The organism is Pseudomonas sp. BW16M2 (assembly GCF_014268865.1).
Classification (GTDB): Bacteria; Pseudomonadota; Gammaproteobacteria; order Pseudomonadales; family Pseudomonadaceae; genus Aquipseudomonas; species Aquipseudomonas peradeniyensis.
On record NZ_JABWRI010000003.1, the window covers coordinates 231622 to 255875 of the forward strand.

Below are 24254 nucleotides of genomic sequence, written 5' to 3' on the forward strand. Positions count from 1 at the left end.
TGGTTTGCTTCACCAACCCTGAACTGTGGAGAGAATAATAATGCGCAAGCAGTTGAAACTGACCGCCCTGGCCCTTGGCCTGTTCGCCGCCGGGCAGACCCTGGCCGCGGACCTGACGGTGGTGTCGTTCGGTGGCGCCAACAAGGCGGCCCAGGTCAAGGCGTTCTACGAGCCGTGGGAGAAGGCCGGCAAGGGCAAGATCGTCGCCGGGGAGTACAACGGCGAGATGGCCAAGGTCAAAGCCATGGTCGACACCAACAGCGTGTCGTGGAACCTGGTGGAGGTGGAGTCGCCGGAGCTGGCGCGTGGTTGTGACGAGGGCATGTTCGAGGAGCTCGACCCGGCCCTGTTCGGCAACGAGAGCGATTACGTGAAAGGCGCCATCCAGCCGTGCGGCGTGGGCTTCTTCGTCTGGTCCACGGTCCTGGCCTACAACGCCGACAAGCTCAAGAGCGCACCCACCAGCTGGGCCGACTTCTGGGACACCAAGAAATTCCCGGGCAAGCGCGGCCTGCGCAAGGGCGCCAAGTACACCCTCGAGTTCGCCCTGATGGCCGACGGCGTCGCGCCGAAAGAGGTGTACAAGGTGCTCGGCACCAAGGAAGGCCAGGACCGCGCCTTCAAGAAACTCGACGAACTCAAGCCTAGCATCCAGTGGTGGGAAGCCGGTGCCCAGCCACCACAGTACCTGGCCTCGGGTGACGTGGTCATGAGCTCGGCCTACAACGGCCGTATCGCCGCGGTGCAGAAGGAAAGCAACCTCAAGGTGGTGTGGAACGGCGGCATCTACGACTTCGACGCCTGGGCCATCCCGAAAGGCGCCAAGGATGTGGAAGAGGCGAAGAAATTCATCGCCTACACCGTCCAGCCCGAGCAGCAGAAGACCTACTCCGAGAACATCGCCTACGGCCCGGCCAATTCCAAGGCCGTCTCGCTGCTGGCCGATGCGGTGAAAAAGGACATGCCGACCACGCCGGAGAACATCGCCAACCAGGTGCAGATCGACGTGGCCTTCTGGGCCGACAACAGCGAACAGCTGGAGCAACGCTTCAACGCCTGGGCGGCGAAGAAGTAACCCTGTAGGAGCGGCCTTGTGTCGCGATGGGGCGCGTAGCGGCCCCGGGATCTCGGCATCATGCATGCCCGCCGGGGCTGCTTCGCAGCCCATCGCGACGCAAGGCCGCTCCTACAGAGTCCGCGCCAACCCAATAGGTGAAGTGCGGCCTGATAGTCCCCACCCCTGTTTCCCCCGGAGTTCGCCATGGCCATTGCAGTGCCCCTCAACGAAGGCGCGGGTAAAAGCCTCAAGCAGCGCCTCAAGCATGCCGAGCGGGTCAACCGCTGGAAGGCCCAGGCGTTGATCGCGCCGCTGGCGCTGTTCCTCCTGCTGGTGTTCCTGGTGCCGATCGCGGCGCTGCTGTACAAGAGCGTCGGCAACCCCGAGGTGGTCGCCGGCCTGCCGCGTACCGTCGAGGCGGTGACGCAATGGGACGGCAAGAGCCTGCCCGGCGAGGAGGTCTACAAGGCCCTCAGCCAGGACCTGGCCGAGTCGCGCAAGAACCAGACCCTGGGCGATCTTTCCAAGCGCCTGAACATGGAGCTGGCCGGCTACCGCAGCCTGCTGGCCAAGACCGCGCGGGCGCTGCCGTTCAAGGCCGAGCCTGTGTCCTATAAAGATGCCCTGCAAGCGCTGGACGAGCGTTGGGGCGACCCGGCCTACTGGCAGGCGATCCGCCGCAACACCAGCACGGTCACCTCTTTCTACCTGCTGGCCTCCGTCGATCACCGCATCGACGACCTCGGCGAACTGGCCAAGGCCACGCCGGACCAGGCCATCTACCTGGATATCTTTGCTCGCACCCTGTGGATGGGCGTGGTGATCACCGCCATCTGCCTGGTGCTGGCCTACCCGCTGGCGTATCTGCTGGCCAACTTGCCAACCCGGCAGAGCAACCTGCTGATGATCCTGGTGCTGCTGCCGTTCTGGACCTCGATCCTGGTGCGGGTGGCGGCGTGGATCGTGCTGCTGCAGTCGGGCGGGCTGATCAACAGCGCGCTGATGGCCATCGGCATCATCGACCAACCGCTGGAGCTGGTGTTCAACCGCACCGGCGTGTACATCTCGATGGTGCACATCCTGCTGCCGTTCATGATCCTGCCGCTGTACAGCGTGATGAAGGGCATCTCGCCCAGCTACATGCGCGCGGCGATTTCCCTGGGTTGCCATCCGTTCGCCAGTTTCTGGCGGGTGTACTTCCCACAGACCTATGCCGGTGTCGGCGCCGGCTGCCTGCTGGTGTTCATCCTGGCCATCGGCTACTACATCACCCCGGCGCTGCTGGGCAGCCCGAACGACCAGATGGTCAGCTACTTCGTCGCCTTCTACACCAACACCAGCATCAACTGGGGCATGGCCACCGCCCTGGGCGGGCTGTTGCTGCTGGCGACCGTGCTGCTGTACCTGATCTATAGCTGGCTGGTCGGCGCCAGCCGCCTGCGCCTGAGCTGAGGAGCCTTGTCATGCTGAGCCCCTACATGTCGCCCGTGGAACGGGTGTGGTTCTACAGCCTGCGCATCCTGTGCGGCCTGATCCTGCTGTTCCTGGTACTGCCGGTACTGGTGATCATCCCGCTGTCGTTCAACAGCGGGAGCTTCCTGGTGTACCCGCTGCAAGGTTTCTCGCTGCACTGGTACCAGGACTTCTTCGCCTCCGCTGAATGGATGCGCGCCCTGAAGAACAGCATCATCGTCGCCCCGGCGGCCACGGTGCTGGCCATGGTGTTCGGCACCCTGGCGGCCATCGGCCTGACCCGCGGCGACTTCCCCGGCAAGTCGCTGGTGATGGCGCTGGTGATCTCGCCGATGGTGGTGCCGGTGGTGATCATCGGCGTGGCCAGCTACCTGTTCTTCGCCCCATTGGGCATGGGCAACAGCTTCACCTCGCTGATCCTGGTGCACGCGGTGCTGGGCGTGCCGTTCGTGATCATTACTGTGTCGGCGACGCTGCAGGGCTTTAACTACAACCTGGTGCGCGCGGCGGCCAGCCTGGGGGCCTCGCCATTGCTGGCCTTCCGTCGGGTGACCTTGCCGTTGATCGCCCCCGGGGTGATCTCCGGGGCACTGTTTGCCTTCGCCACATCGTTCGATGAGGTGGTAGTGACCCTGTTCCTCGCCGGGCCCGAGCAGGCGACCCTGCCACGGCAGATGTTCAGCGGCATTCGCGAGAACCTGAGCCCGACCATCGCGGCGGCGGCCACCTTGCTGATCGCCTTCTCGGTGATCCTGCTGCTGACCCTGGAGTGGCTGCGTGGGCGCAGCGAGAAGCTGAGGACCCAGCAGCCGGCATGATTCTTCGTTGTTTTTACCGGCCTCTTCGCGGGTTTACCCGCGAAGGGCCGGCACAGGATTGATACCAATCAGCCCCGATCCGCTTCCCTGAGTTACAATGCGCGCCACCGTGATTCTGCCCAACAGGTGCGCCATGCAGCCCTACGCTATTGCCCCCTCCATTCTGTCCGCCGATTTTGCCCGCCTGGGCGAGGACGTCGACAAGGTCCTGGCCGCCGGGGCCGACATCGTCCACTTCGATGTCATGGACAACCACTACGTGCCCAACCTGACCATCGGCCCGATGGTCTGCAGCGCCCTGCGCAAGTACGGCGTGACCGCGCCGATCGACGTGCACCTGATGGTCAGCCCGGTCGACCGCATCATCGGCGACTTCATCGAGGCCGGCGCCACCTACATCACCTTCCACCCGGAAGCCTCCCAGCACGTCGACCGCTCGCTGCAACTGATCCGCGACGGCGGCTGCAAGGCCGGCCTGGTGTTCAACCCGGCCACCGGCCTGGATGCGCTGAAGTACGTGATGGACAAGGTCGACATGGTCCTGCTGATGAGCGTCAACCCAGGCTTCGGCGGGCAGAAGTTCATCCCCGGCACCCTCGACAAGCTGCGCGAGGCCCGCGCCCTGATCGATGCCAGCGGCCGTGACATCCGCCTGGAGATCGACGGCGGCGTCAACGTAGGCAACATCCGCGAGATCACCGCCGCCGGCGCTGACACCTTCGTGGCCGGCTCGGCGATCTTCAACGCCCCGGACTACAAGGAAGTCATCGACAAGATGCGTGCCGAAATGGCGCTGGCACGCGCATGAGCGGCTTCGAGCAGCTGTTCCCGGGGACACTGCCCAGGCTGGTGATGTTCGATCTGGATGGCACCCTGATCGATTCGGTACCCGACCTGGCCGCAGCCGTCGACCGCACGCTGCTCGAACTCGGGCGACCGCCCGCAGGCCTGGAGGCGGTGCGCCACTGGGTCGGCAACGGCGCCCAGGTGCTAGTGCGCCGGGCCCTGGCCGGCGATATCGATCACGCCGCAGTGGATGATGAGCTGGCCGAACGCGCGCTGGCGCTGTTCATGGAAGCCTATGCCGACAACCATGAACTCACCGTGGTCTACCCCGGCGTGCGCGATACCCTGCGCTGGCTGCGCAAGCAGGGCGTGGAGATGGCGCTGATCACCAACAAGCCCGAACGCTTCGTCGCCCCTTTGCTCGACCAGATGAAGATCGGTCGCTACTTCCGCTGGATCATCGGCGGCGACACCCTGCCGCAGAAGAAGCCCGACCCGGCGGCGCTGCTGTTCGTCATGAAGATGGCCGGCGTCAGCGCCGAACAATCGCTGTTCGTCGGCGATTCGCGCAGCGACGTGCTGGCCGCCAAGGCCGCCGGCGTCCAGTGCGTCGGCCTGAGCTACGGCTACAATCATGGCCGGCCGATCGACGACGAGTCGCCCAGCCTGGTCATCGACGACCTGCGCCTGCTGCTGCCCGGTTGCTTAGTCACCGACACTGGGATAACGTTGGCGGACCTTCAAGCCCCGCAAAGCAGAGACAACAACGTGGTGGTTACCGGCAAATTCTGGATGAAAGTCATCAAGGCCCTGGCCCGCTGGCGCTGGCGCGCCTGACGCCTGCCCACCGGCGCCTGCCGGTACATCCGTTTGCCCACTCCCCATTGCTGCTTGCCCCGAGGCTACACATGACCCGCGAAGAATTCCTGCGCCTGGCCGCTGCCGGCTACAACCGCATTCCCCTGGCCTGCGAAACCCTGGCCGACTTCGACACGCCGCTGTCGATCTACCTGAAGCTGGCCGACCAACCCAACTCCTACCTGCTCGAGTCCGTGCAGGGTGGCGAGAAGTGGGGCCGCTATTCGATGATCGGCCTGCCGTCGCGCACCGTGCTGCGCGTGCACGGTTACCACGTCAGCATCCTGCAGGATGGCGTCGAGGTGGAAAACCACGACGTCGAGGATCCGCTGGCCTTCGTCGAGGCGTTCAAGGATCGCTACAAGGTCGCTGACATTCCTGGCTTGCCACGTTTCAACGGTGGCCTGGTGGGCTATTTCGGCTACGACTGCGTGCGTTACGTGGAGAAACGCCTGGGCGCCAGCCCCAATCCGGATCCGCTGGGGGTGCCGGATATCCTGCTGATGGTCTCCGATGCCGTGGTGGTGTTCGACAACCTGGCGGGCAAGATGCACGCCATCGTGTTGGTCGACCCGGCCGAGGCGCAGGCCTTCGAGCAAGGGCAGGCCCGCCTGCAGGGGCTTCTGGATACCCTGCGCCAGCCGATCACCCCGCGCCGTGGCCTGGACCTGAGCGGGCCGATGGCCGCCGAGCCGGCGTTCCGCTCCAGCTACACACAAGCCGACTACGAAAGCGCCGTGGGCCGCATCAAGGAGTACATCCTGGCCGGCGACTGCATGCAGGTGGTGCCGTCCCAGCGCATGTCCATCGACTTCAAGGCTGCGCCCATCGACCTGTACCGGGCGCTGCGCTGCTTCAACCCGACGCCGTACATGTACTTCTTCAACTTCGGCGACTTCCATGTGGTCGGCAGTTCGCCGGAAGTGCTGGTGCGGGTCGAGGACAACCTGGTCACCGTGCGCCCGATCGCCGGTACCCGCCCGCGCGGGGCCACCGAAGAAGCCGACCGGGCGTTGGAAGACGACCTGCTGTCGGACGACAAGGAAATCGCCGAGCACCTGATGCTCATCGACCTGGGCCGCAACGACGTGGGTCGGGTGTCGGCCACCGGCAGTGTGCGCCTGACCGAGAAGATGGTGATCGAGCGTTACTCGAACGTCATGCATATCGTGTCCAACGTCACCGGCCAGTTGAATGAGGGGCTGACGGCCATGGACGCGCTGCGGGCGATCCTGCCGGCCGGTACCCTCTCCGGCGCGCCGAAGATCCGCGCCATGGAAATCATCGACGAACTGGAGCCGGTCAAGCGCGGCGTCTACGGTGGCGCGGTGGGCTACTTTGCCTGGAACGGCAACATGGACACCGCCATCGCCATCCGCACCGCGGTGATCAAGGACGGTGAACTGCATGTGCAGGCCGGTGGCGGCATCGTCGCCGACTCGGTGCCGGCGCTGGAGTGGGAAGAAACCATCAACAAGCGCCGGGCGATGTTCCGCGCGGTGGCGCTGGCCGAGCAGACCTCCAAGTAAATGGATCGGGGCCGCAACGCGGCCCCGACAACTCAGAAGTCCAGGCTCAACGCCACGCTCACGCCCTGCTGGCGCAACTCATCACTCTTGCGCCAGTTGTAGTTCCCCCGCAGGTTCACCCCTGGCACCAGTTCATGGGTCAGCCCCAAGCTGGCGCGGGTCAGGTTGCTGTGTGGCGTATACCCGGTCAAGGTGAAGTCGTTCGCCGGCAGGCTGGTCAGGTGCATGCGCAGGTCCTGCTGATCGTCCTCGAACTCGTGCTCCCGGGCCACCTCGGCAAACAGCCTGGTCGTCGGCAGGAGCTGCACGCTTCCCAGCAGGCCGGCCCCCAGCCGGCGTGACGTGCGCTCCTGATCGTCGAAGCCGAGCGCCGTGGAGCGGCCGCTCTTCTCGTCATACCCATCGACCTTGACCCGCGCATAGTCGGCGCTGATGAATGGCGCCAGTTGCCAGCGGCTGCTCTCGGCCGCCAGGTTGTAGCCCACCCGGCCGGTGACGGCCCAGGCCTCGCCATCGCTGTCGCCTTTCTCGCTGCGCTCACCAACGCCCAAGGCGAAGGTGCGCTTGAGGTCGCGATAGTCCAGGTGCCCGGCGGTCAGTGCTGCGTCGGCCCACCAGCGACCCTGACGGAACTGGGCGAAGGCGCTGGCCAGGTAGCTGTCGAGCTTGTAGTCGGAATCTTCCTGGCCGGCCTCGAGCTTTTGTCGGTACACGCCCGCCGCCAGTCCCACGCGCCAGGCGTCATCCAGCCGATAGCTGCCGCCGAGGGTCAGGTTGTAGCCGCGCCCGTCGCCACTGGCGGCGCTGCGCTGGCTGCCGAAGTCCAGGTCCTGGCCGCCGGTGGCGACGAACGCCTGCCATTGACCGACCGCCTGCCAGGGCGTCTGCCACTGGTTGCGCAGTTCATCCTGGTGGGCACGGAGGCTGGCGTGGGCGATTTCCGGCAGCAGGGTCAGCTCCCAGGGCGCGGCGAGGATCGAATAGGCATAGTCGGCAATCAGTTGCTGGCCGGCGATGGTCGGGTGCACCGAATCGTTGAACAGCAGCCGGGTCGGGTCCGGCGTCGTGCCGTTCGCCCCGTAGACCGGGTTGCCCACGCAGCCGTCGCCGCTGTAGCAGGTGCCGACCAGGTTCTGGTCGGCGGCCAGGCCGAACTGGGCGGGGCTGGCCAGGGCCTCGCGCAGCAGCACTGGGACATTGAGTGGGATGATCTCGGCGTCGATTTGCCCGAGCCGGTTGACCAGCGACTGGTTGAACACGCTGGACAGTTGCGACAGCGGCCCTTGCTGGGGCGTGCCGCTGAAGTTCGGTGTCTGCCCCAGGTCTGGCAGCAGCCAGACCATGATGTAGCGCGCGCCGCCCTGTTGCAGCGCCTGGGCGCTGGCCGCCAGGCGGGCACCGGCGGCGGCCGCGTCGGCGGGGCTGTTGACCAGGCCCTGGAGGAAGTCGTTGCCGCCACCGGTCAGGTAGTACAGGGCATTGGGATCGGCCCGCAGGCCGTTGGCCAGGTAGCCGTCGCGCTCGCGCAGCACCGTGCCGGCGCCGGGGCGCCCGGGTGGGATGACGGCTTGCGAGGTGTCGGTGATCGAGTCGAGGATCTGCTGCGTGGTGTAGCCGCCCACGGCCCAGTTGTTGCCATCCGGCGTGCCTTGCAGCTGGTTGGTCAGCGACGTCGAGGGTCCCAGGCTGGTCCCGGAAAAGCCCAGCTTGCCGCCCAGGATCATCGGCGACACCGGCGCGTAGTTGCCATTGGCATCGCGGTTGGTGAAGCGCATGCCTGGCGTACCGCCGGTCAGGTCGGGGAACTGCCCGGCGTCGCTGAGGCTGTCGCCGAAGACGACCAAGGCGCTATAGGGGGAGGGCGCCGCGATGGCTTGGCTGCAGGCGAACACGAGGGTCGCGAGGGAAGTGCGCAGGAAGGGAGCCTTGAGCATGCATGGATATCCTTTTCATTGTTTTTATCGGGGCAAGCCGGATGACCTTAGCAAATTCCCGGTCTTTGCCTACCGTTGCGTTCGTTTCCCCGTGGTTATGGGCATATTGCACCCGCCGCCCCGGTAGGTTACTGTCCCGGAACGTATGAACGAGACCTACCCTGTGTTGATCGTCAGCAAACTCTTGATGCGCGTTATCAAGGCCGTCGCCCGTTGGCGTTGGCGCGCCTGACTTTTTCTCCTGCCGGTTCGCCCGGCCCGTCCCCGTTTGCCTTCCCCACTTGTTCCGTCAACCGCCCCGTGCGGGTTCGGCCGCATTCATGAGCGGCAGCGGAAGGCTCGAATCAAAAGTCAGTATTCAAGAGGTTCGTTGCAGATGTTACTGATGATCGACAACTACGACTCCTTCACCTACAACGTCGTGCAGTACCTTGGCGAGCTGGGTGCCGAGGTCAAGGTCATTCGCAATGACGAAATGACCATCGCCCAGATCGAAGCCCTTAATCCCGAGCGCATCGTCGTCTCCCCGGGCCCGTGCACGCCGAGTGAAGCCGGGGTCTCCATCGAGGCCATCCTGCACTTCGCCGGCAAGCTGCCGATCCTGGGCGTCTGCCTGGGCCACCAGTCCATCGGCCAGGCCTTCGGCGGCGACGTGGTGCGCGCCCGCCAGGTGATGCATGGCAAGACCAGCCCGGTGCTGCACCGTGACCTGGGCGTGTTCGCCGGCCTGAACAACCCGCTCACCGTGACCCGCTACCACTCGCTGGTGGTCAAGCGCGAAACCCTGCCCGACTGCCTGGAAGTGACCGCCTGGACCGCCCACGAAGATGGTGCCGTCGACGAAATCATGGGCCTGCGTCATAAAACCCTGAACGTCGAAGGGGTACAGTTCCACCCCGAATCCATCCTCACCGAGCAGGGCCACGAGCTGTTCGCCAATTTCCTCAAGCAGACCGGCGGACGCCGTTAAGGACCGATCATGGATATCAAGACCGCTTTGAGCCGTATCGTCGGCCACCTGGATTTGTCCACCGAGGAAATGCGCGACGTCATGCGCCAGATCATGACCGGCCAGTGCAGCGAGGCGCAGATCGGCGCTTTCCTCATGGGCATGCGCATGAAGAGCGAGAGTATCGACGAGATCGTCGGCGCGGTGTCGGTGATGCGTGAGCTGGCCGACAAGGTCGAGCTGAAGAGCCTCGACGGTGTGGTCGACATTGTCGGCACCGGCGGTGATGGCGCCAATATCTTCAACGTGTCGACTGCTTCGGCCTTTGTCCTGGCCGCGGCCGGCTGCACCGTGGCCAAGCATGGCAACCGTGCCGTCTCCGGCAAGAGCGGCAGCGCCGACCTGCTGGAGGCCGCCGGTATCTACCTGAATCTGACCCCGGTGCAGGTCGCTCGCTGCATCGACAGCCTCGGCATCGGCTTCATGTTCGCCCAGACTCATCACAGTGCCATGAAGCACGCCGCCGGCCCTCGTCGCGACCTGGGGCTGCGTACCCTGTTCAACATGCTCGGCCCGCTTACGAATCCGGCCGGCGTGAAACACCAGGTGGTCGGGGTCTTCACCCAGGCCCTGTGCCGCCCGTTGGCCGAGGTGCTGCAGCGCCTGGGCAGCAAGCATGTGCTGGTGGTGCACTCGAAGGACGGCCTGGACGAGTTCAGCCTGGCCGCGCCGACCTTCGTCGCCGAACTGAAGAATGACCAGATCACAGAGTACTGGGTCGAGCCGGAAGACCTCGGCATGAAGAGCCAGAGCCTGCATGGGCTGGCGGTCGAGGGGCCGCAGGCTTCGCTGGAGCTGATCCGTGACGCCCTGGGCCGACGCAAGACCGAGAACGGCCAGAAGGCCGCCGAGATGATCGTTCTTAACGCTGGCGCGGCGCTGTACGCCGCCGACCACGCGATGACCCTGGCCCAGGGTGTCGAACTGGCCCACGATGTGCTGCACACCGGCCTGGCCTGGGAGAAACTGCAGGAGCTGGGCGCCTTTACCGCAGTATTCAAGGTGGAGAACGAAGCATGAGCGTACCGACGGTGCTGGAAAGGATCATCGCCCGCAAGTTCCAGGAAGTGGCCGAGCGCAGCGCGCGGGTCAGCCTGGGTGAACTCGAGCGCCTGGCCAAGGCGGCCGATGCGCCCCGTGGCTTTGCCAGGGCATTGATCGAGCAGGCTGCGCGCAAGCAGCCGGCGGTGATCGCCGAGATCAAGAAGGCCTCGCCAAGCAAGGGCGTGATCCGCGAAAACTTCGTGCCGGCGGAGATTGCCGTCAGCTACGAGAAGGGTGGGGCGACCTGCCTGTCGGTGCTGACCGACGTGGACTACTTCCAGGGTGCCGACGTCTACCTGCAGCAGGCGCGTGCCGCCGTTTCGCTGCCGGTGATCCGCAAGGACTTCATGGTCGATCCGTACCAGATCGTCGAAGCCCGTGCCCTGGGCGCCGACTGCGTGCTGTTGATCGTCTCGGCGCTGGACGACGTGAAGATGGCCGAGCTGGCCGCCACCGCCAAGGACGTCGGCCTCGACGTGCTGGTCGAAGTGCATGACGGCGATGAGCTGGAGCGTGCGTTGAAGACCCTCGACACACCGTTGGTCGGGGTCAACAACCGCAACCTGCATACCTTCGAAGTCAGCCTGGAGACTACCCTCGACCTGCTGCCGCGTATCCCCCGCGATCGCCTGGCCATCACCGAGAGCGGCATTCTCAACCGTGCCGATGTCGAGCTGATGGAAATCAACGAGGTGTATTCGTTCCTGGTCGGCGAGGCGTTCATGCGCGCCGAGCAGCCAGGGTTGGAGCTGCAGCGGTTGTTCTTCCCCGAACAGGTGAAGAAGACCGTTCAGCAACTGGACTGATCGAACAGAGAGCCGGCATCGTTTGCCGGCTTTTTTGTCTTCGAGCGCTTCATCGCAAGACAGTCCCAACGTGGGAGCGGGCTTGCCCTGCGATGAGGCCGGTGAACATCACATCAAAGGTGGATCAATGACCGATCAACCCCTGGCCCTTACCGTCGAACAAGGCCTGCACGCCGAACAGGACCTGCTGGCCGCCGTCTGCCGCGGCGAGCGCGAATCCGGCGTGCTGTTCTGGCGCCCGACCGACCATGCCCTGGTCATGCCCCGGCGCATGAGCCGCCTGGACAACTTCGAGGCCGCCTGCGCCGAGCTGGCCATCGCCGGCTGGCCGGTGCTGCTGCGCGAAACCGGTGGCGAGCCGGTGCCGCAATCCCATGCGACCGTCAACGTGGCACTGGTCTATGTGGCCCCGCGTAGCGAGGGTGACCAGGGCCGCATTGAGAATGCCTACGAGCGTCTGTGCTTACCGCTGTGCGATGTCCTGCGCGAGTGGGGTGGTGTTGCCTCGGTGGGGGAGATTGACGGCGCCTTTTGCGATGGCCGCTACAACGTCAACCTCAATGGCCGCAAACTGGTCGGCACGGCCCAGCGCTGGCGCCAGGGGCTGGGGGGCAAGCGCCCGGTGGTGTTGGTACATGGCGCGCTGTTGCTGGACAACGAACGCGAATCGATGGTCGCGGCGGTCAACCGCTTCAATGAGTGCTGCGAGCTGGAGCAGCGCTGCCGTGCCGACAGCCATATCGCCCTGCACGAGGTGGCGCCTGCCGCCCCCTGGTTCGAGCGCCTGAGCCAGGCCTATGAGCAAGTGCTGGCGGAACTGCCGCAGGACTAACGGGTGCCGTAGACCACCATGGTCTTACCCTTGACCTGCACCAGGCTGCGCTCCTCGAGGTCCTTGAGGACGCGGCCGACCATCTCCCGTGAACAACCGACGATACGACCGATCTCCTGGCGGGTGATCTTGATCTGCATGCCGTCGGGGTGGGTCATGGCGTCGGGTTGCTTGCACAGGTCGAGCAGGCAGCGGGCGACCCGCCCGGTGACATCGAAGAACGCCAGGTCGCCGACCTTGCGGGTGGTGTTGCGCAGGCGCTGGGCCATCTGGCTGCCCAGGGCATAGAGGATTTCCGGCTCCAGGCGTACCAGCTCGCGGAATTTGTCGTAGCCGATCTCGGCCACTTCGCACTCGGTCTTGGCACGTACCCAGGCGCTGCGCTGATGTTCCTGGCCGGCGGGCTCGAACAGTCCCAGCTCACCGAAGAAATCACCGCTGTTGAGGTAGGCGATGATCATCTCGTGGCCGTCGTCGTCCTCGATCAGGATGGTCACCGAGCCCTTGATGATGAACGACAAGGTCTCGGCCCGGTCGCCGGCACAGATGATGTTGCTCTTGGCGGCGTAGCGACGGCGCTGGCAGTGGGCCAGCAGCTTGTCGATGTTCTTGATCTTGGGTGGCAGGGCTGAGGAGACCATCACGAAATCCTGTTCGATGCGACGCATTGGCTTTTTATAGAGGCGCCTGGCAGCACGCGCCAGTCATTTGGCGCCAGCTTATCAGACACTTCAACTTGAATCGGCACAAAAGCGACGCGGCTTGAGCTTTTCCGACAGCCTCGCAAGGTCTAAGCTGACACCCTTTTACGAAATCGGGAGTCCGGATAGATGAAGGCACGCATCCAGTGGGCCGGTGAAGCGATGTTCCTCGGCGAGTCGGGGAGCGGCCATGTCGTGGTCATGGATGGCCCACCCGAAGCCGGAGGTCGCAACCTGGGCGTGCGCCCGATGGAGATGCTCCTGCTCGGCCTGGGTGGCTGCAGCAGTTTCGACGTGGTCAGCATCCTCAAGAAGTCGCGCCAGGCCGTGGAAAGCTGCGAGGCCTTCCTGGAAGCCGAACGCGCCAGTGAAGACCCGAAGGTGTTCACCAAGATCCACCTCAACTTCGTGGTCAAGGGCCGCGGCTTGAAGGAAGCGCAGGTCAAGCGTGCGGTCGAGTTGTCGGCAGAGAAGTACTGCTCGGCCTCGATCATGCTGGATCGCGCGGGCGTCGAGATCACGCACGGTTACGAAATCGTCGAACTCGGTTGATCGAAGGCAGCGCCTGCCGGTCAGGCGCTTTGCTTGTGCAGGCGTTCGACACCTAGCAGCAACGCGAGCCCCGGGATCAGCGCAAGCACCAGCCAGGGCGTATTCACCCCGAGCAGGATGAGGATTTCGCTGCTGCTCCAGGTGGTGCCGAAGTGTTCGGCAAACACCTGGCACTGCCACCACGCAGCCAAAGTGCCAGCGAGCACGAACGTGCCAACCAGCAGTTGGCGGCTGGCTAAAAACACGCTGAGCAGCAGAAACAGCAGCTGCGCGGGCAGTGTGCCGAGCATCAGCTCGGCGCTGCTGTTGCTGTCAGGGTCGGTAAGTGTCGGCAGTTCCAGGCTGAAAGTGCTTTGCCCGACACTGGCGACCATCAGGCAAACGAACAGATAGGCGACCGGGATCAGGCCAAGGCTCTGCAGCAGCCGGATGAGCGATCGTCCCATGTTCAGCGACGCAATGCCGGCAGCAGTTGCAACAGGCGTTCGGGTAGCTGTGCCCGAAGCTGCTCGCTCAATGCCTCACGTCGCTTCTGGTACAGCACGCCGAGACCGATCACGCCGAGGCCGATCAAGGTCAGTATGACCGGGAACAGCAGGGAATCGGCGAACACCTCGTAGGACAGATAGCCCAGATAGGCCGCCACCCCCATTGCCCCGAACACCATGAACACGGGGCGGCGCAGCAGGACGGCCAGGCCCATCAGCCCCAGGTTGATCAGGCAGTACAGCGCCTTGCCCCACTCGCTGCCGCTGTCCATCAGCGTCAGCCCGCCCCAGAACGCCGCCAGGCCGGCGAGATAGCCCCAGAAGGCATAGTCCCGGCGGGTGCGTCCGTCGATCACCAGGAATACCAGCAGCAGGCCCAGGCCGAACCACAGCGAGACCGTGCGCCGTTGCTCCCAGCTGAACAGGTCGCCATGGAACCACTCGCTCAGGTCCATGGACATGAACCACAGGGCCACCGCGATCGGCATGACGATGAAAGGGAAGGGAATCAGGCGCAGCATCAGCAGCCCGGCCAGTACCGTCGCTGCCTCCATCGCCAACCAGCCACCCTGCACGTAGGTGTAGTACTGGTGGTAGTCGCCCTGGGCGTCGTCCAGCGGCCACCAGCCTGCCAGGCGCTCGATGGCGAACACCGCCAGCGGCACGATGCTGACCGCCACGGCGGCCAGCACGCCGGCGGCGACAGGCTGGTTGCGTCGTTGCAGCGACAGGGCGAACAGGGTGATCCCGCCGATGTAGAGCAGGGCGATGGCCAGCAGTGCACCGTCGCCTATGCGCATCCAGGCCTCGGTGAGCAGCCAGCCCATGGCACCCATGATCAGCAGTGCGCCGAAGTAGAACGCCACATGGGCCAGCTGGAAGCTGGCGCGGCTTTCCGGCTGCTGGCGCAGGAAGGCCAGCAAGGCCTGGTCCTGCCCCGGCTGCAGCACGCCGGCGTTCACGGCGCGTGCCAGGTCCCTGGCGTCGAAACGTTCCATGGTGCGCGTCTCAGATTCGGTAGGTGCTCTTGGTCATGACCTTGGCCAGCAGGCTCATGCCGAAGCGCACGGGGGCCGGGAAACGGTAGCCGCCGGCTTCCAGCGCGGACTCGGCGTGGTGTTCCTCGTCGACGCGCATCTGTTCGAGGATGGCGCGGGACTTGCCGTCGTTCTCGGGGATCTGCTCCAGGTGTTCGTCCAGGTGCTTGCACACCTGATGCTCGGTGGCGGCGACGAAGCCCAGGCTGACCTTGTCGCTGACCAGTCCGGCGAGGGCGCCGATGCCGAACGACAGGCCGTAGAACACCGGGTTGAGCACGCTGGGGTGGCTATTGAGCTGGCGAATGCGCTGCTCGCACCAGGCCAGGTGGTCGATTTCTTCTTCCGCCGCATGCTCCATGGCCTTGCGCACCTGGGGCAGCTTGGCGGTCAGGGCCTGGCCCTGGTACAGCGCCTGGGCGCAGACTTCGCCGGTGTGGTTGATGCGCATCAGGCCGGCGATATGGCGGGTCTGCTGCTCGTCGAGTTCGGCGTCCGGCTGGATGATCGCCGGGGATGGGCGGGCGGGTTGGCCGCTGAAGGGCAGCAAGGTGCGCATGGCGGTATCGGCCTGCAGCAACAAGCGGTCGAGCGGCGAGTAGTGACGTTCGGTAGCCATCGGGCACCTCCGCTGAAGTGATGCCCGATAGTCTACCTCAATACCCCTGGGCAGGCTTGCCTTGGATCAGCCCGGCGGCCAGTGCATCTGGCGCTGGCCAAGCACGTGCATGTGGATGTGGTAGACGGTCTGGCCGCCCTGCTCGTTGCAGTTCATCACCACGCGGAAGCCCTCTTCGCAGCCGAGTTCCCGGGCCAGGCGCTGGGCGGTGAACAGGATGTGGCCGGCCAGGCCTTTGTCCTCTTCGGTCAGGTCGTTGAGGGTGCGGATGTGTTTCTTCGGGATGACCAGGAAATGGACCGGGGCCTGGGGGGCGATATCGTGGAAGGCCAGGACCTGGTCGTCTTCGTAGATGATCTTCGCCGGGATCTCCCGGTTGATGATTCTGAGGAATAAATCGTCCACAGCACGTGCTCCATGGTGAGTGTCGGGGCTGAGTGTACTGAGCCCGCCGTCGCTCGCCCAGTGGCTATTCCATGCCGATCGGGCAATAGCGGCGATGGATCAGCCCGGCCAGCTTGCGCGTCAGCCAGCGCGGCAGCAGGCGCGGGGCTAAGGCCAGCCAGCGGTTGCGCCGGCCGGGCAGGATCAGCGCGCGGTTGCGGTCCAGGGCGCGAACGGTGTACAGGGCGATTTCCTCGGGGCTCAGGCAGCGGCTGTTGCCGTCGAGCCGTGGGATGCGGCGCCTGGCCGAGCGCACCGGCCCCGGGCACAGCACCGAGACCTTGATCCCGGTGCGCCGCAGCTCCTCGCGCAGGGCCTCGGAAAAACTCAACACATAGGCCTTGCTCGCCGCGTAGGCGGCCATCCACGGGCCCGGTGCGACCCCGGCCAGTCCCGCGACGTTGAGGATCTGCCCGCCGCCCTGGATCGCCATCAGGTTGCCAATGGCGTGGCACAGGCGGCTCAGGGCAAGGATATTGACCTCCAGCAGGTCCTGCTCATCGGCCCATTCATGGGCCAGGAACGGCCCATAGGTACGCTGCCCCGCGCAATTCACCAGCAGGTCGATGCGCCGCTCGCCTTCCTCCAGCTCGAGGACGAAGCCAGACAGGCGTAGAGGCTGGCTGAGATCGCAGGCACGGAACAGCACTTCCACGCCAAAGCGTTGGGTGAGCTCGATGGCCACCGGCTCCAGCGTCTCGCGCTGGCGCGCCACCAGGATCAGGTTGCGCCCGCGCCGTGCCAGGGCTTCCGCCAGGGCCAGGCCCAGGCCGCTGGAAGCTCCGGTGATCATGGCGTAACGGGTCATGCAAGGCTCCTGGGGCGTAAGGGGCGCCTAGTGTACAGCCTGGCCGATTTGCTACAAGGCGTTGCTGCGCAGCTGCTGGCTGCGCGCCAGGGCGGCCCGGTACTCGTCCTGCAGGCGCCCGATCAGCTCGCCGGCGCCGGGCAGGTCATGGATCTCGCCGACACCCTGGCCGGCCGACCAGACCGTCTTCCAGGCCTTGGCCTCGTCATCCAGTGGCTTGAGCTTGCCGGCGTCATGGCCGCTCTTCAGGGCCGCCAGGTCGTAGCCGGCCTGTTCCAGGCTCTGGCGCAGGAAGCTGGCGGGGATGCCGGACACCGCCGGGGTATGTACGATATCGGCGGCCCCGGCGCCCAGGATCATCTGCTTGTAGGTGTCCTGGGCCTGGCTCTCGCGGGTGGCGATGAAACGGGTGCCCATGTAGCCGAGGTCGGCCCCCAGCAATTGCGCGGCCAGCAGTTCATGGCCATGGTTCAGGCAACCGGCCAGCAGCAGGGTCTTGTCGAAAAACTGGCGGATCTCCGCGACCAGGGCGAACGGACTCCAGGTCCCGGCATGCCCGCCGGCCCCCGCCGCCACGGCGATCAGCCCGTCGACGCCAGCCTCGGCGGCCTTCTCGGCGTGGCGACGGGTGGTCACGTCATGGAACACCAGGCCACCATAGCTGTGCACCGCGTCGACCACCTCCTTCACCGCGCCGAGGCTGGTAATGACAATGGGCACCCGATGCTCGACACACAGTGCCAGGTCGGCCTGCAGGCGCGGATTGGTCGGGTGCACGATCAGGTTGACCGCATAGGGCGCGGGCGCCTGCAGCTCGGCCAGTCCGGCCTCGATCTCCTCCAGCCAGGCCTTGAACCCTGCGCTGTCACGCTGGTTCAGGGCCGGGAAGCTGCCCACCACGCCATTGGCGCAGCAGGCGAGCACCAGCCGGGGATTGGAGATCAGGAACATCGGCGCCGCCACCAGGGGCAGGCGCAGGCGTTGTTCGAGCGAGGCGGGCAGGGACATGGCGAAACTCCTGTAGGCGGGTGGATATCGTCAGAACGGTTTGACCACCACGAGAATTACGACGCCCAGCAGCATCAGCACCGGTGCCTCGTTGAACCAGCGGTAGTAAACATGGCTGCGGGTGTTGGTACCGGCGGCGAAGCGTTTGCGCTGGGCGCCGCACATGTGATGGTAGACGGTGAGCAGGGCTACCAGGGTGAGCTTGGCGTGCAGCCAGCCCTGGCTCAGCCAGCCGGGGTTCAGGTACAGCATCCAGCCGCCGAACACGTAGGTGGCGATCATCGCCGGGTTCATGATGCCCCGGTACAGCTTGCGCTCCATGGTGGTGAAGCGCTCGAGGCTGATGCTGTCCTGGCTCTGGGCGTGATAGACGAACAGGCGTGGCAGGTAGAACAGGCCGGCGAACCAGCAGACCACGCTGACGATATGCAGCGCCTTGATCCATAGATAGAGCATGGGGAGTTCCTTCAGGTTTTCACGGTCGTCAGATAGTAGAGGCCAAGGGCCCGAAGGGTCATCCCAAGAGTTGTTACAGGCGCCCTTGGCCCCTATTATCGTGCGCTTTCCAGTGGTCTCGTTGATAAGGGGCAAGCGTCATGATCAAGGTCGGTATCGTCGGCGGCACGGGTTACACCGGTGTCGAACTGCTGCGTCTGCTGGCGCAGCACCCACAGGCCGAAGTGGCGGTCATCACTTCGCGCACCGAAGCGGGCGTGGCGGTTGCCGACATGTACCCGAACCTGCGCGGCCATTACGATGGCCTGGCGTTCAGCGTGCCGGACAGCAAGACCCTGGCGGCCTGCGACGTGGTGTTCTTCGCCACGCCCCACGGCGTCGCCCACGCCCTGGCGGGTGAGCTGCTGGCGGCCGGTACCAAGGTCATCGACCTGTCCGCCGACTTCCGCCTGCAGGACGCCGCCGAATGGGGCAAGTGGTACGGCCAGCCTCATGGCGCGCCCGAGCTGCTCAAGGACGCCGTCTACGGCCTGCCCGAGGTGAACCGCGAGAAAATCCGCCAGGCACGCCTGATTGCGGTGCCGGGTTGCTACCCGACCGCCACCCAGCTGGGCTTGTTGCCGCTGCTGGAAGCCGGCTTGGCCGATCCATCGCGGCTGATCGCCGACTGCAAGTCGGGCGTCAGTGGCGCCGGTCGTGGCGCCGCGGTAGGTTCACTGTTCTGCGAGGCCGGGGAGAGCATGAAGGCCTACGCGGTCAAGGGCCACCGTCACTTGCCGGAGATCAGCCAGGGCCTGCGCCAGGCGGCGGGCAAGGACATCGGCCTGACCTTCGTGCCGCACCTGACCCCGATGATCCGTGGCATCCATGCCACCCTGTACGCGACGGTCGCCGATACCTCGGTCGACCTGCAGGCGCTGTTCGAGAAACGCTACGCCAACGAACCGTTCGTCGATGTGATGCCGGTCGGCAGCCATCCGGAAACCCGCAGCGTACGCGGTGCCAACGTCTGCCGCATCGCCGTGCACCGGCCTCAGGGTGGTGACCTGGTGGTGGTGCTGTCGGTGATCGACAACCTGGTCAAGGGCGCGTCGGGCCAGGCGGTGCAGAACCTCAACATCCTGTTCGGCCTCGACGAGCGCATGGGCCTGTCCCACGCCGGGCTGCTGCCGTAAGCCGCCGGTCGTTGCCAGGGCCCGCCTCGCGCGGGCCTTTTTCATGGGGGCGACTAAAGCCGCACAATTCTTGACCGATTTTCTCGGACAAGCGGATAATACCCGCCATCGAGTTTTATGGCGGCACTGCGCCGGGAGAATCAACATGAGCGTCGAAACCTTCACCCCCACGGCTTTGGAGTTCACTCCCGGGGCTGCGCACAAGGTGAAAACCCTGGTCAGCGAAGAGGGCAACGAGCGGCTGAAGCTGCGTGTGTTCGTGACCGGCGGCGGCTGCTCGGGCTTCCAGTACGGTTTCACCTTTGATGAAGACGTGGCCGATGACGACACCATCGTCGAGCGCGAAGGTGTTGCGCTGGTCGTCGACCCGATGAGCTACCAGTACCTGGCGGGCGCCGAAGTCGACTACCAGGAAGGCCTGGAAGGTTCGCGCTTCGTGATCAAGAACCCGAACGCCACCACCACCTGCGGTTGCGGTTCGTCGTTCTCGATCTGATCCGGACCCTGCTGTGAAAACGCCGCGCAATTGCGCGGCGTTTTGCATTCTGGCGGGTGTTCAGGCGGGGTAGATTGCGCCGAGGATGCGCAGGCCGCGGGCGGCGGTCACGCTGGGACGGTTGGCCGGGATGCCCTCCAGGCAGCAATGGGCCAGCCAGGCGAAGGCCATGGCCTCGACCCAATCGGGGTCCACGCCATGCGCGGCGGTGCTGGCGACCTTGGCAGTCGGCAGCAGGGCCGCCAGGCGCGCCATCAAGGCGCCGTTGCGCGCGCCGCCGCCGCAGACCAACAGGGCCTCGGTGCCGTCCTGGGCCTGGCGCAGCGAATCGGTGATGCTGCGCGCCGTCAGTTCCAGCAGGGTGGCCTGGACATCTTCGTCACGGTACGCCGGCAGGCGTGCCAGATGGGCGTCCAGCCAGGGCAGGTTGAAGACCTCGCGGCCAGTGCTCTTCGGGCCGCTGCCGGCGAAGAACGGATCGCTCAGCAGGGCGCTCAGCAGGTCCTGACGGACGCTGCCGCTGGCCGCCCAGGCGCCGTCGGCATCGAAGGCCTGATCCTGCTTGCGTTCGATCCAGGCATCCAGCAGCACATTGCCCGGGCCGCAGTCGAAGCCATGCACCGGCTGCTCGCGTTCGATCAGGCTCAGGTTGCTGAAGCCCCCCACGTTGAGGATCGCCAGGCGCTGGCCGAGATGACCGAACAGGGCCTCGTGAAACGCCGGTACCAGGGGCGCGCCCTGGCCACCCGCCGCCACGTCGCGGCGACGGAAGTCGCCCACCACGCAGATACCGGTGAGCTCGGCCAGCAGAGCCGGGTTGCCGATCTGCACGGTAAAGCCACGGGCCGGCTCATGGCGAACCGTCTGGCCGTGGCTGCCGATGGCGCGGATGGCGTCGGGCGCCAGGCCCTGGGCGGCCAACAGATGATTGATGCCCTGTGCCGCCAGGGTGGCCCAGCGGTTTTCCGCCAGGGCCGCACGAGCGATCTCGTCGGGGCCGCTGGCGCAGAGGCCGAGCAGGTCCTGGCGCAGGTCGACGGGCATGGGGATGTAATGGGTGGCGAGCAGCCGCAGCTGCTCGTCTTGCTCGATCAGGGCGATGTCCAGGCCATCAAGGCTGGTGCCGGACATCACCCCCAGGTAGAGCGCCATGTCAGCGCTTGTTGGCGGCGAGCAGGGTGGCCTTTTCCTGATCCATGCGGGCGATCAGGGGCTGGCTCTGCTGGTTGAAGCGCTGGCGCTCGGCCTTGGCGATCGGGTCGGCCATCGGCACCTTCTGGCTCAGCGGGTCGACGTGGACACCGTTGACCTGGAACTCGTAGTGCAGGTGCGGGCCGGTCGACAGGCCGGTGGTGCCAATGTAGCCGATGATCTGCCCCTGCTTGACGCTGGAGCCGGTCTTGATGCCCTTGGCGAAGCCCTGCATGTGGCCGTAGAGCGTCTTGTACGAATTGCCATGGGCGATGATCACGGTGTTGCCGTAGCCACCGCGGCGGCCGGCCAGTTCGATGCGACCGTCGCCGGCGGCCTTGATCGGCGTGCCGCGTGGCGCGGCGTAGTCGACGCCCTTGTGCGCACGGATCTTGTTGAGGATCGGGTGCTTGCGCCCGGCCGAGAAGCGCGAGCTGATGCGGGCGAAGTCCACCGGGGTGCGGATGAACGCCTTGCGCAGGCTGTTGCCGTCGGCGGTGTAGTAGTTGGTGTTGCCCTGCTTGTTGGTGTAGCGCACGGCGGTGTAGGTCTTGCCGCGGTTGGTGAAGCGGGCGGAGAGGATGTTGCCGGTGCCGACCACCTTGCCGTCCATCATCTTCTGCTCGTAGACCACGTCGAATTCGTCGCCAGGGCGGATGTCCTGGGCGAAGTCGATGTCGTAGCCGAGGATGCGCGCCATGTCCATGGTCATGCTGTGGGACAGGCCGGCGCGCTGGGCGGAGGCGGACAGCGAGCTCTTGATCACGCCATGTGCGTAGGCGGTACGGACCACCGGCTTGCTGACTTCGCGCTCGAAGGCAAAGCCCTTGTCGGTCCTGTTCAGGCGGATGGTCTCGAGGTTGCTGACCTTGCTGTGCAGGCTGGTCAGCTGGCCGTCCTTGTCCAGTTCGAACTGCAGCACCTGGCCGTGCTTGAGCTGGCTGAACTGCTTGGCCTGCTTGTTGCTCGCCAGGACGTCGTGGACGGCGTTGGCCGGCAGGCCGACCTTGTTGAACAGGGTGGAAAGCGTATCGCCGCGGCTGACCACCACTTCGCGGTGGCCCGGGGCCTTTTCTTCCGGCTTGGCAGCGGGGGCCGGCGCCGGTTCCGCCTTGGCGGTCTCGGGCTCGGCACCGTCGATCTGGGCGAATGGCGAGTCGCTGCTCTGCCCGGCCTCTACCAGGGGCGTGCTGCGGGACTCGTCCTTGAGCTGTTCTGCCGGGCTCTCGAGCTCCAGGCTGAGGGTGGTTTTCTTGGCTTCCACTTCGCTTGAAGGGAAGACCAGCAAGGCCAGGCTGAGGAGGGCGGCAATGCCGCTTGCGGCCAACAGATGGCTTTTCGGATAAAGCGGGGGCGCTTTAGGCGTTTCGTTGGTCATAGGTGAGGTGACTTTGAAAAAGGTGAAATGGAAAAGATGAATGACATGATGAAGATGAAATAACTGTATAAAATATAACCAAATCCATTCTCACGCAAGGGCGCGTAGACGTTGCGGTGCGCCGTTCGGGTCACAATCCTTTGCGAAACTTGTATTTGATGGCCGATCTTGTATGGTTGGCTCCCCTTGAATCCTAGCGTTGCGGGTCTGTCTATGAAGTCGGTTGAAGAGCAGCTGGCGCTTATCAAGCGCGGTGCGGAAGAGGTACTGGTCGAATCGGAACTGGTGGAGAAGCTCAAGCGTGGCCAACCGCTGCGCATCAAGGCGGGCTTCGATCCAACCGCGCCCGACCTGCACCTGGGGCACACGGTGCTGATCAACAAGCTGCGCCAGTTCCAGGAACTGGGGCATCAGGTCATCTTCCTGATCGGCGACTTCACCGGCATGATCGGCGACCCGAGCGGCAAGAGCGCCACCCGTCCGCCGCTGACTCGCGAGCAGGTGCTGGACAACGCCGAGACCTACAAGCAGCAGGTGTTCAAGATCCTCGACCCGGCCAAGACCGAGGTGGCGTTCAACTCCACCTGGATGGACAAGCTCACGCCTGCCGACTTCATTCGCCTGGCCTCGCAGTACACTGTGGCGCGCATGCTCGAGCGCGACGACTTCGACAAGCGCTACACCACCAACCAGCCGATCGCGATCCATGAGTTCCTCTATCCGCTGGTGCAGGGTTACGACTCCGTCGCCTTGAAGGCCGATGTCGAGCTGGGTGGCACCGACCAGAAGTTCAACCTGCTGATGGGGCGCGAGCTGCAACGCGCCTACGGTCAGGAGGCGCAGAACATCGTCACCATGCCGCTGCTCGAAGGGCTGGATGGCGTGAAGAAGATGTCCAAGTCGCTGGGCAATTATGTCGGCATCCAGGAAGCGCCCGGGGTGATGTACAGCAAGCTTGTGTCGATTCCCGACACCTTGATGTGGCGTTACTTCGAACTGCTGAGCTTCCGTTCGATGGAAGAGATCGATCAGTTCCGGGTGGATGTCGAGAACGGCGCCAACCCGCGCGACATCAAGATCAAGCTGGCTGAGGAGATCGTGGCTCGCTTCCATGGTGAAGAAGCTGCGGCCAATGCGCACCGTGCCGCGGGCAACCGCATGAAGGAAGGCGAGTTGCCGGAGGACCTGCCGGAGATCGAAGTGGCTGCCGCTGAAGATCTGCCGATCGCCGCGGTGCTGAACCGGGCTGGCCTGGTGAAGAACTCGGCGCAGGCGCGGGACCTGCTCGGCGCCGGTGCGGTCAAGGTGGATGGCGCGGTGGTCGACCGTGACTTCATGTTCGTGATTGGCGCGACCCATGTGTGCCAGGCGGGCAAGAAGGCGTTTGCCCGGGTCAGCCTCAAGGCGGAATGATCGCCTGGTGGTGTAGCTATATAGAAGCGGGGAGGCCGGTAGGCCTCCCCGTTTTTGTTTTAGGGCTTCTTATATAGGTTCCAGGGTGGCAAGGCATCGGCGAGCACCTGAAGCGATCTTTTTGATTTTTATGAAATTAACGGTTGACGGGCGTTCAGATCCCCTTATAATGCGCCCCACTTCCGACGTAGTCGAAACGAAAAACCTCTTGTTAATCAATTGGTTGGATGTTTCAGGTGGTATCGGAGGTGCTTCGATCATCTGGTCGGCAGCGGTGAAAAAGGCAGTTGACAGCAGGTTGTAACGCTGTATGATTCGCCTCCCGCTACGAGAGATCGCAGC

General features: G+C 64.9%; 26 protein-coding genes. 14 read left to right on the plus strand and 12 right to left on the minus strand.

The window, feature by feature from the left end:
* The first annotated feature begins 40 nt into the window (after positions 1-40).
* The 6 genes from HU735_RS05255 to trpE all read left to right on the plus strand — a co-directional run bounded on the left by HU735_RS05255 (position 41) and on the right by trpE (position 6521).
* Complete coding sequence (locus HU735_RS05255; RefSeq protein ID WP_186712694.1) at positions 41-1075, plus strand: ABC transporter substrate-binding protein; 1035 nt, start codon at positions 41-43, stop codon at positions 1073-1075.
* Between the two features lie 186 nt (positions 1076-1261).
* On the plus strand, positions 1262-2509 hold the full coding sequence (locus HU735_RS05260) for an ABC transporter permease (RefSeq protein ID WP_186712695.1): 1248 nt from the start codon (positions 1262-1264) through the stop codon (positions 2507-2509).
* Positions 2510-2520: 11 nt separating this feature from the next.
* Positions 2521-3348: an ABC transporter permease gene (locus tag HU735_RS05265; protein ID WP_028689019.1), complete on the plus strand. Its 828-nt coding sequence runs from the start codon at positions 2521-2523 to the stop codon at positions 3346-3348.
* Between the two features lie 133 nt (positions 3349-3481).
* On the plus strand, positions 3482-4156 hold the full coding sequence (rpe, locus tag HU735_RS05270) for a ribulose-phosphate 3-epimerase (protein ID WP_110734670.1): 675 nt from the start codon (positions 3482-3484) through the stop codon (positions 4154-4156).
* A complete protein-coding gene (locus HU735_RS05275; protein ID WP_050703527.1) occupies positions 4153-4971 on the plus strand; it encodes a phosphoglycolate phosphatase in 819 nt (272 codons plus the stop codon). Before rpe ends, HU735_RS05275 begins: the two co-directional genes overlap by 4 nt.
* 71 nt (positions 4972-5042) lie before the next feature.
* Positions 5043-6521: an anthranilate synthase component I gene (gene trpE / locus HU735_RS05280; protein ID WP_186712696.1), complete on the plus strand. Its 1479-nt coding sequence runs from the start codon at positions 5043-5045 to the stop codon at positions 6519-6521.
* 32 nt (positions 6522-6553) lie between these two features.
* Here trpE and estP read toward each other — a convergent pair whose 3' ends face one another.
* Positions 6554-8455: an esterase EstP gene (gene estP / locus HU735_RS05285; RefSeq protein ID WP_186712697.1), complete on the minus strand. Its 1902-nt coding sequence runs from the start codon at positions 8453-8455 to the stop codon at positions 6554-6556.
* A gap of 376 nt (positions 8456-8831) precedes the next feature.
* On the opposite strand from estP, the gene HU735_RS05290 reads away from it, so the two are divergent.
* The 4 genes from HU735_RS05290 to HU735_RS05305 all read left to right on the plus strand — a co-directional run bounded on the left by HU735_RS05290 (position 8832) and on the right by HU735_RS05305 (position 12146).
* A complete protein-coding gene (locus HU735_RS05290) occupies positions 8832-9425 on the plus strand; it encodes an aminodeoxychorismate/anthranilate synthase component II (protein ID WP_186712698.1) in 594 nt (197 codons plus the stop codon).
* Between the two features lie 9 nt (positions 9426-9434).
* Positions 9435-10484 carry an anthranilate phosphoribosyltransferase gene (gene trpD / locus HU735_RS05295; RefSeq protein WP_186712699.1) on the plus strand — a complete coding sequence of 350 codons (1050 nt, stop codon included), beginning with the start codon at positions 9435-9437 and terminating at the stop codon, positions 10482-10484.
* The gene (gene trpC, locus HU735_RS05300) at positions 10481-11314 is read left to right on the plus strand and encodes an indole-3-glycerol phosphate synthase TrpC (protein WP_050703531.1); all 834 of its coding nucleotides are present in this window, start codon (positions 10481-10483) and stop codon (positions 11312-11314) included. The genes trpD and trpC overlap by 4 nt, the downstream gene beginning before the upstream one ends.
* Positions 11315-11441: 127 nt before the next feature.
* On the plus strand, positions 11442-12146 hold the full coding sequence (locus tag HU735_RS05305) for a lipoate--protein ligase family protein (protein WP_186712700.1): 705 nt from the start codon (positions 11442-11444) through the stop codon (positions 12144-12146).
* Here HU735_RS05305 and crp read toward each other — a convergent pair.
* Complete coding sequence (gene crp, locus HU735_RS05310; protein ID WP_050703538.1) at positions 12143-12787, minus strand: cAMP-activated global transcriptional regulator CRP; 645 nt, start codon at positions 12785-12787, stop codon at positions 12143-12145. The two genes, HU735_RS05305 and crp, sit on opposite strands and share 4 nt — an antisense overlap.
* 189 nt (positions 12788-12976) lie before the next feature.
* Between crp and HU735_RS05315 the strand changes: the two genes are divergently transcribed.
* Positions 12977-13399 carry an OsmC family protein gene (locus HU735_RS05315; RefSeq protein WP_028689009.1) on the plus strand — a complete coding sequence of 141 codons (423 nt, stop codon included), beginning with the start codon at positions 12977-12979 and terminating at the stop codon, positions 13397-13399.
* 20 nt (positions 13400-13419) lie between these two features.
* Here the strand turns inward: HU735_RS05315 and HU735_RS05320 are convergent, their stop codons facing one another.
* From HU735_RS05320 to hemJ, 7 genes are all read right to left on the minus strand, one after another.
* Entirely contained in the window at positions 13420-13845 is a 426-nt protein-coding gene (locus HU735_RS05320) for a hypothetical protein (protein WP_186712701.1), read from the minus strand.
* A gap of 2 nt (positions 13846-13847) precedes the next feature.
* On the minus strand, positions 13848-14885 hold the full coding sequence (locus HU735_RS05325; protein ID WP_186712702.1) for a DUF2157 domain-containing protein: 1038 nt from the start codon (positions 14883-14885) through the stop codon (positions 13848-13850).
* A gap of 10 nt (positions 14886-14895) precedes the next feature.
* Entirely contained in the window at positions 14896-15543 is a 648-nt protein-coding gene (gene coq7 / locus HU735_RS05330) for a 2-polyprenyl-3-methyl-6-methoxy-1,4-benzoquinone monooxygenase (protein ID WP_110734634.1), read from the minus strand.
* A 66-nt stretch (positions 15544-15609) separates the two neighbouring features.
* Positions 15610-15948, minus strand: coding sequence for a histidine triad nucleotide-binding protein (locus HU735_RS05335; protein WP_110734636.1), 339 nt, complete (start codon positions 15946-15948; stop codon positions 15610-15612).
* A 64-nt stretch (positions 15949-16012) separates the two neighbouring features.
* Positions 16013-16795 (minus strand): SDR family oxidoreductase, encoded by a 783-nt coding sequence (locus tag HU735_RS05340; protein ID WP_186712703.1) that lies wholly within the window; start codon positions 16793-16795, stop codon positions 16013-16015.
* 51 nt (positions 16796-16846) lie between these two features.
* Complete coding sequence (locus tag HU735_RS05345; protein WP_186712704.1) at positions 16847-17803, minus strand: nitronate monooxygenase family protein; 957 nt, start codon at positions 17801-17803, stop codon at positions 16847-16849.
* A 30-nt stretch (positions 17804-17833) separates the two neighbouring features.
* The gene (gene hemJ, locus HU735_RS05350; protein WP_050703542.1) at positions 17834-18259 is read right to left on the minus strand and encodes a protoporphyrinogen oxidase HemJ; all 426 of its coding nucleotides are present in this window, start codon (positions 18257-18259) and stop codon (positions 17834-17836) included.
* A gap of 140 nt (positions 18260-18399) precedes the next feature.
* On the opposite strand from hemJ, the gene argC reads away from it, so the two are divergent.
* Both argC and erpA read left to right on the plus strand, forming a co-directional pair.
* Positions 18400-19434, plus strand: coding sequence for an N-acetyl-gamma-glutamyl-phosphate reductase (gene argC, locus HU735_RS05355; protein WP_186712705.1), 1035 nt, complete (start codon positions 18400-18402; stop codon positions 19432-19434).
* A 145-nt stretch (positions 19435-19579) separates the two neighbouring features.
* A complete protein-coding gene (gene erpA / locus HU735_RS05360; protein WP_050703544.1) occupies positions 19580-19930 on the plus strand; it encodes an iron-sulfur cluster insertion protein ErpA in 351 nt (116 codons plus the stop codon).
* A 60-nt stretch (positions 19931-19990) separates the two neighbouring features.
* Here the strand turns inward: erpA and HU735_RS05365 are convergent, their stop codons facing one another.
* Positions 19991-21082 (minus strand): anhydro-N-acetylmuramic acid kinase, encoded by a 1092-nt coding sequence (locus tag HU735_RS05365; RefSeq protein WP_186712706.1) that lies wholly within the window; start codon positions 21080-21082, stop codon positions 19991-19993.
* 1 nt (position 21083) lies between these two features.
* Positions 21084-22499, minus strand: a complete 1416-nt coding sequence (locus tag HU735_RS05370) for a peptidoglycan DD-metalloendopeptidase family protein (protein WP_186712707.1) — start codon at positions 22497-22499, stop codon at positions 21084-21086.
* Between the two features lie 213 nt (positions 22500-22712).
* Here HU735_RS05370 and tyrS point away from each other — a divergent pair, with 213 nt between their 5' ends.
* A complete protein-coding gene (gene tyrS, locus HU735_RS05375) occupies positions 22713-23912 on the plus strand; it encodes a tyrosine--tRNA ligase (RefSeq protein ID WP_062575366.1) in 1200 nt (399 codons plus the stop codon).
* Between the two features lie 69 nt (positions 23913-23981).
* Here tyrS and HU735_RS27025 read toward each other — a convergent pair.
* On the minus strand, positions 23982-24254 hold a 273-nt coding region (locus HU735_RS27025; RefSeq protein ID WP_238349753.1), incomplete at its 5' end, for a hypothetical protein.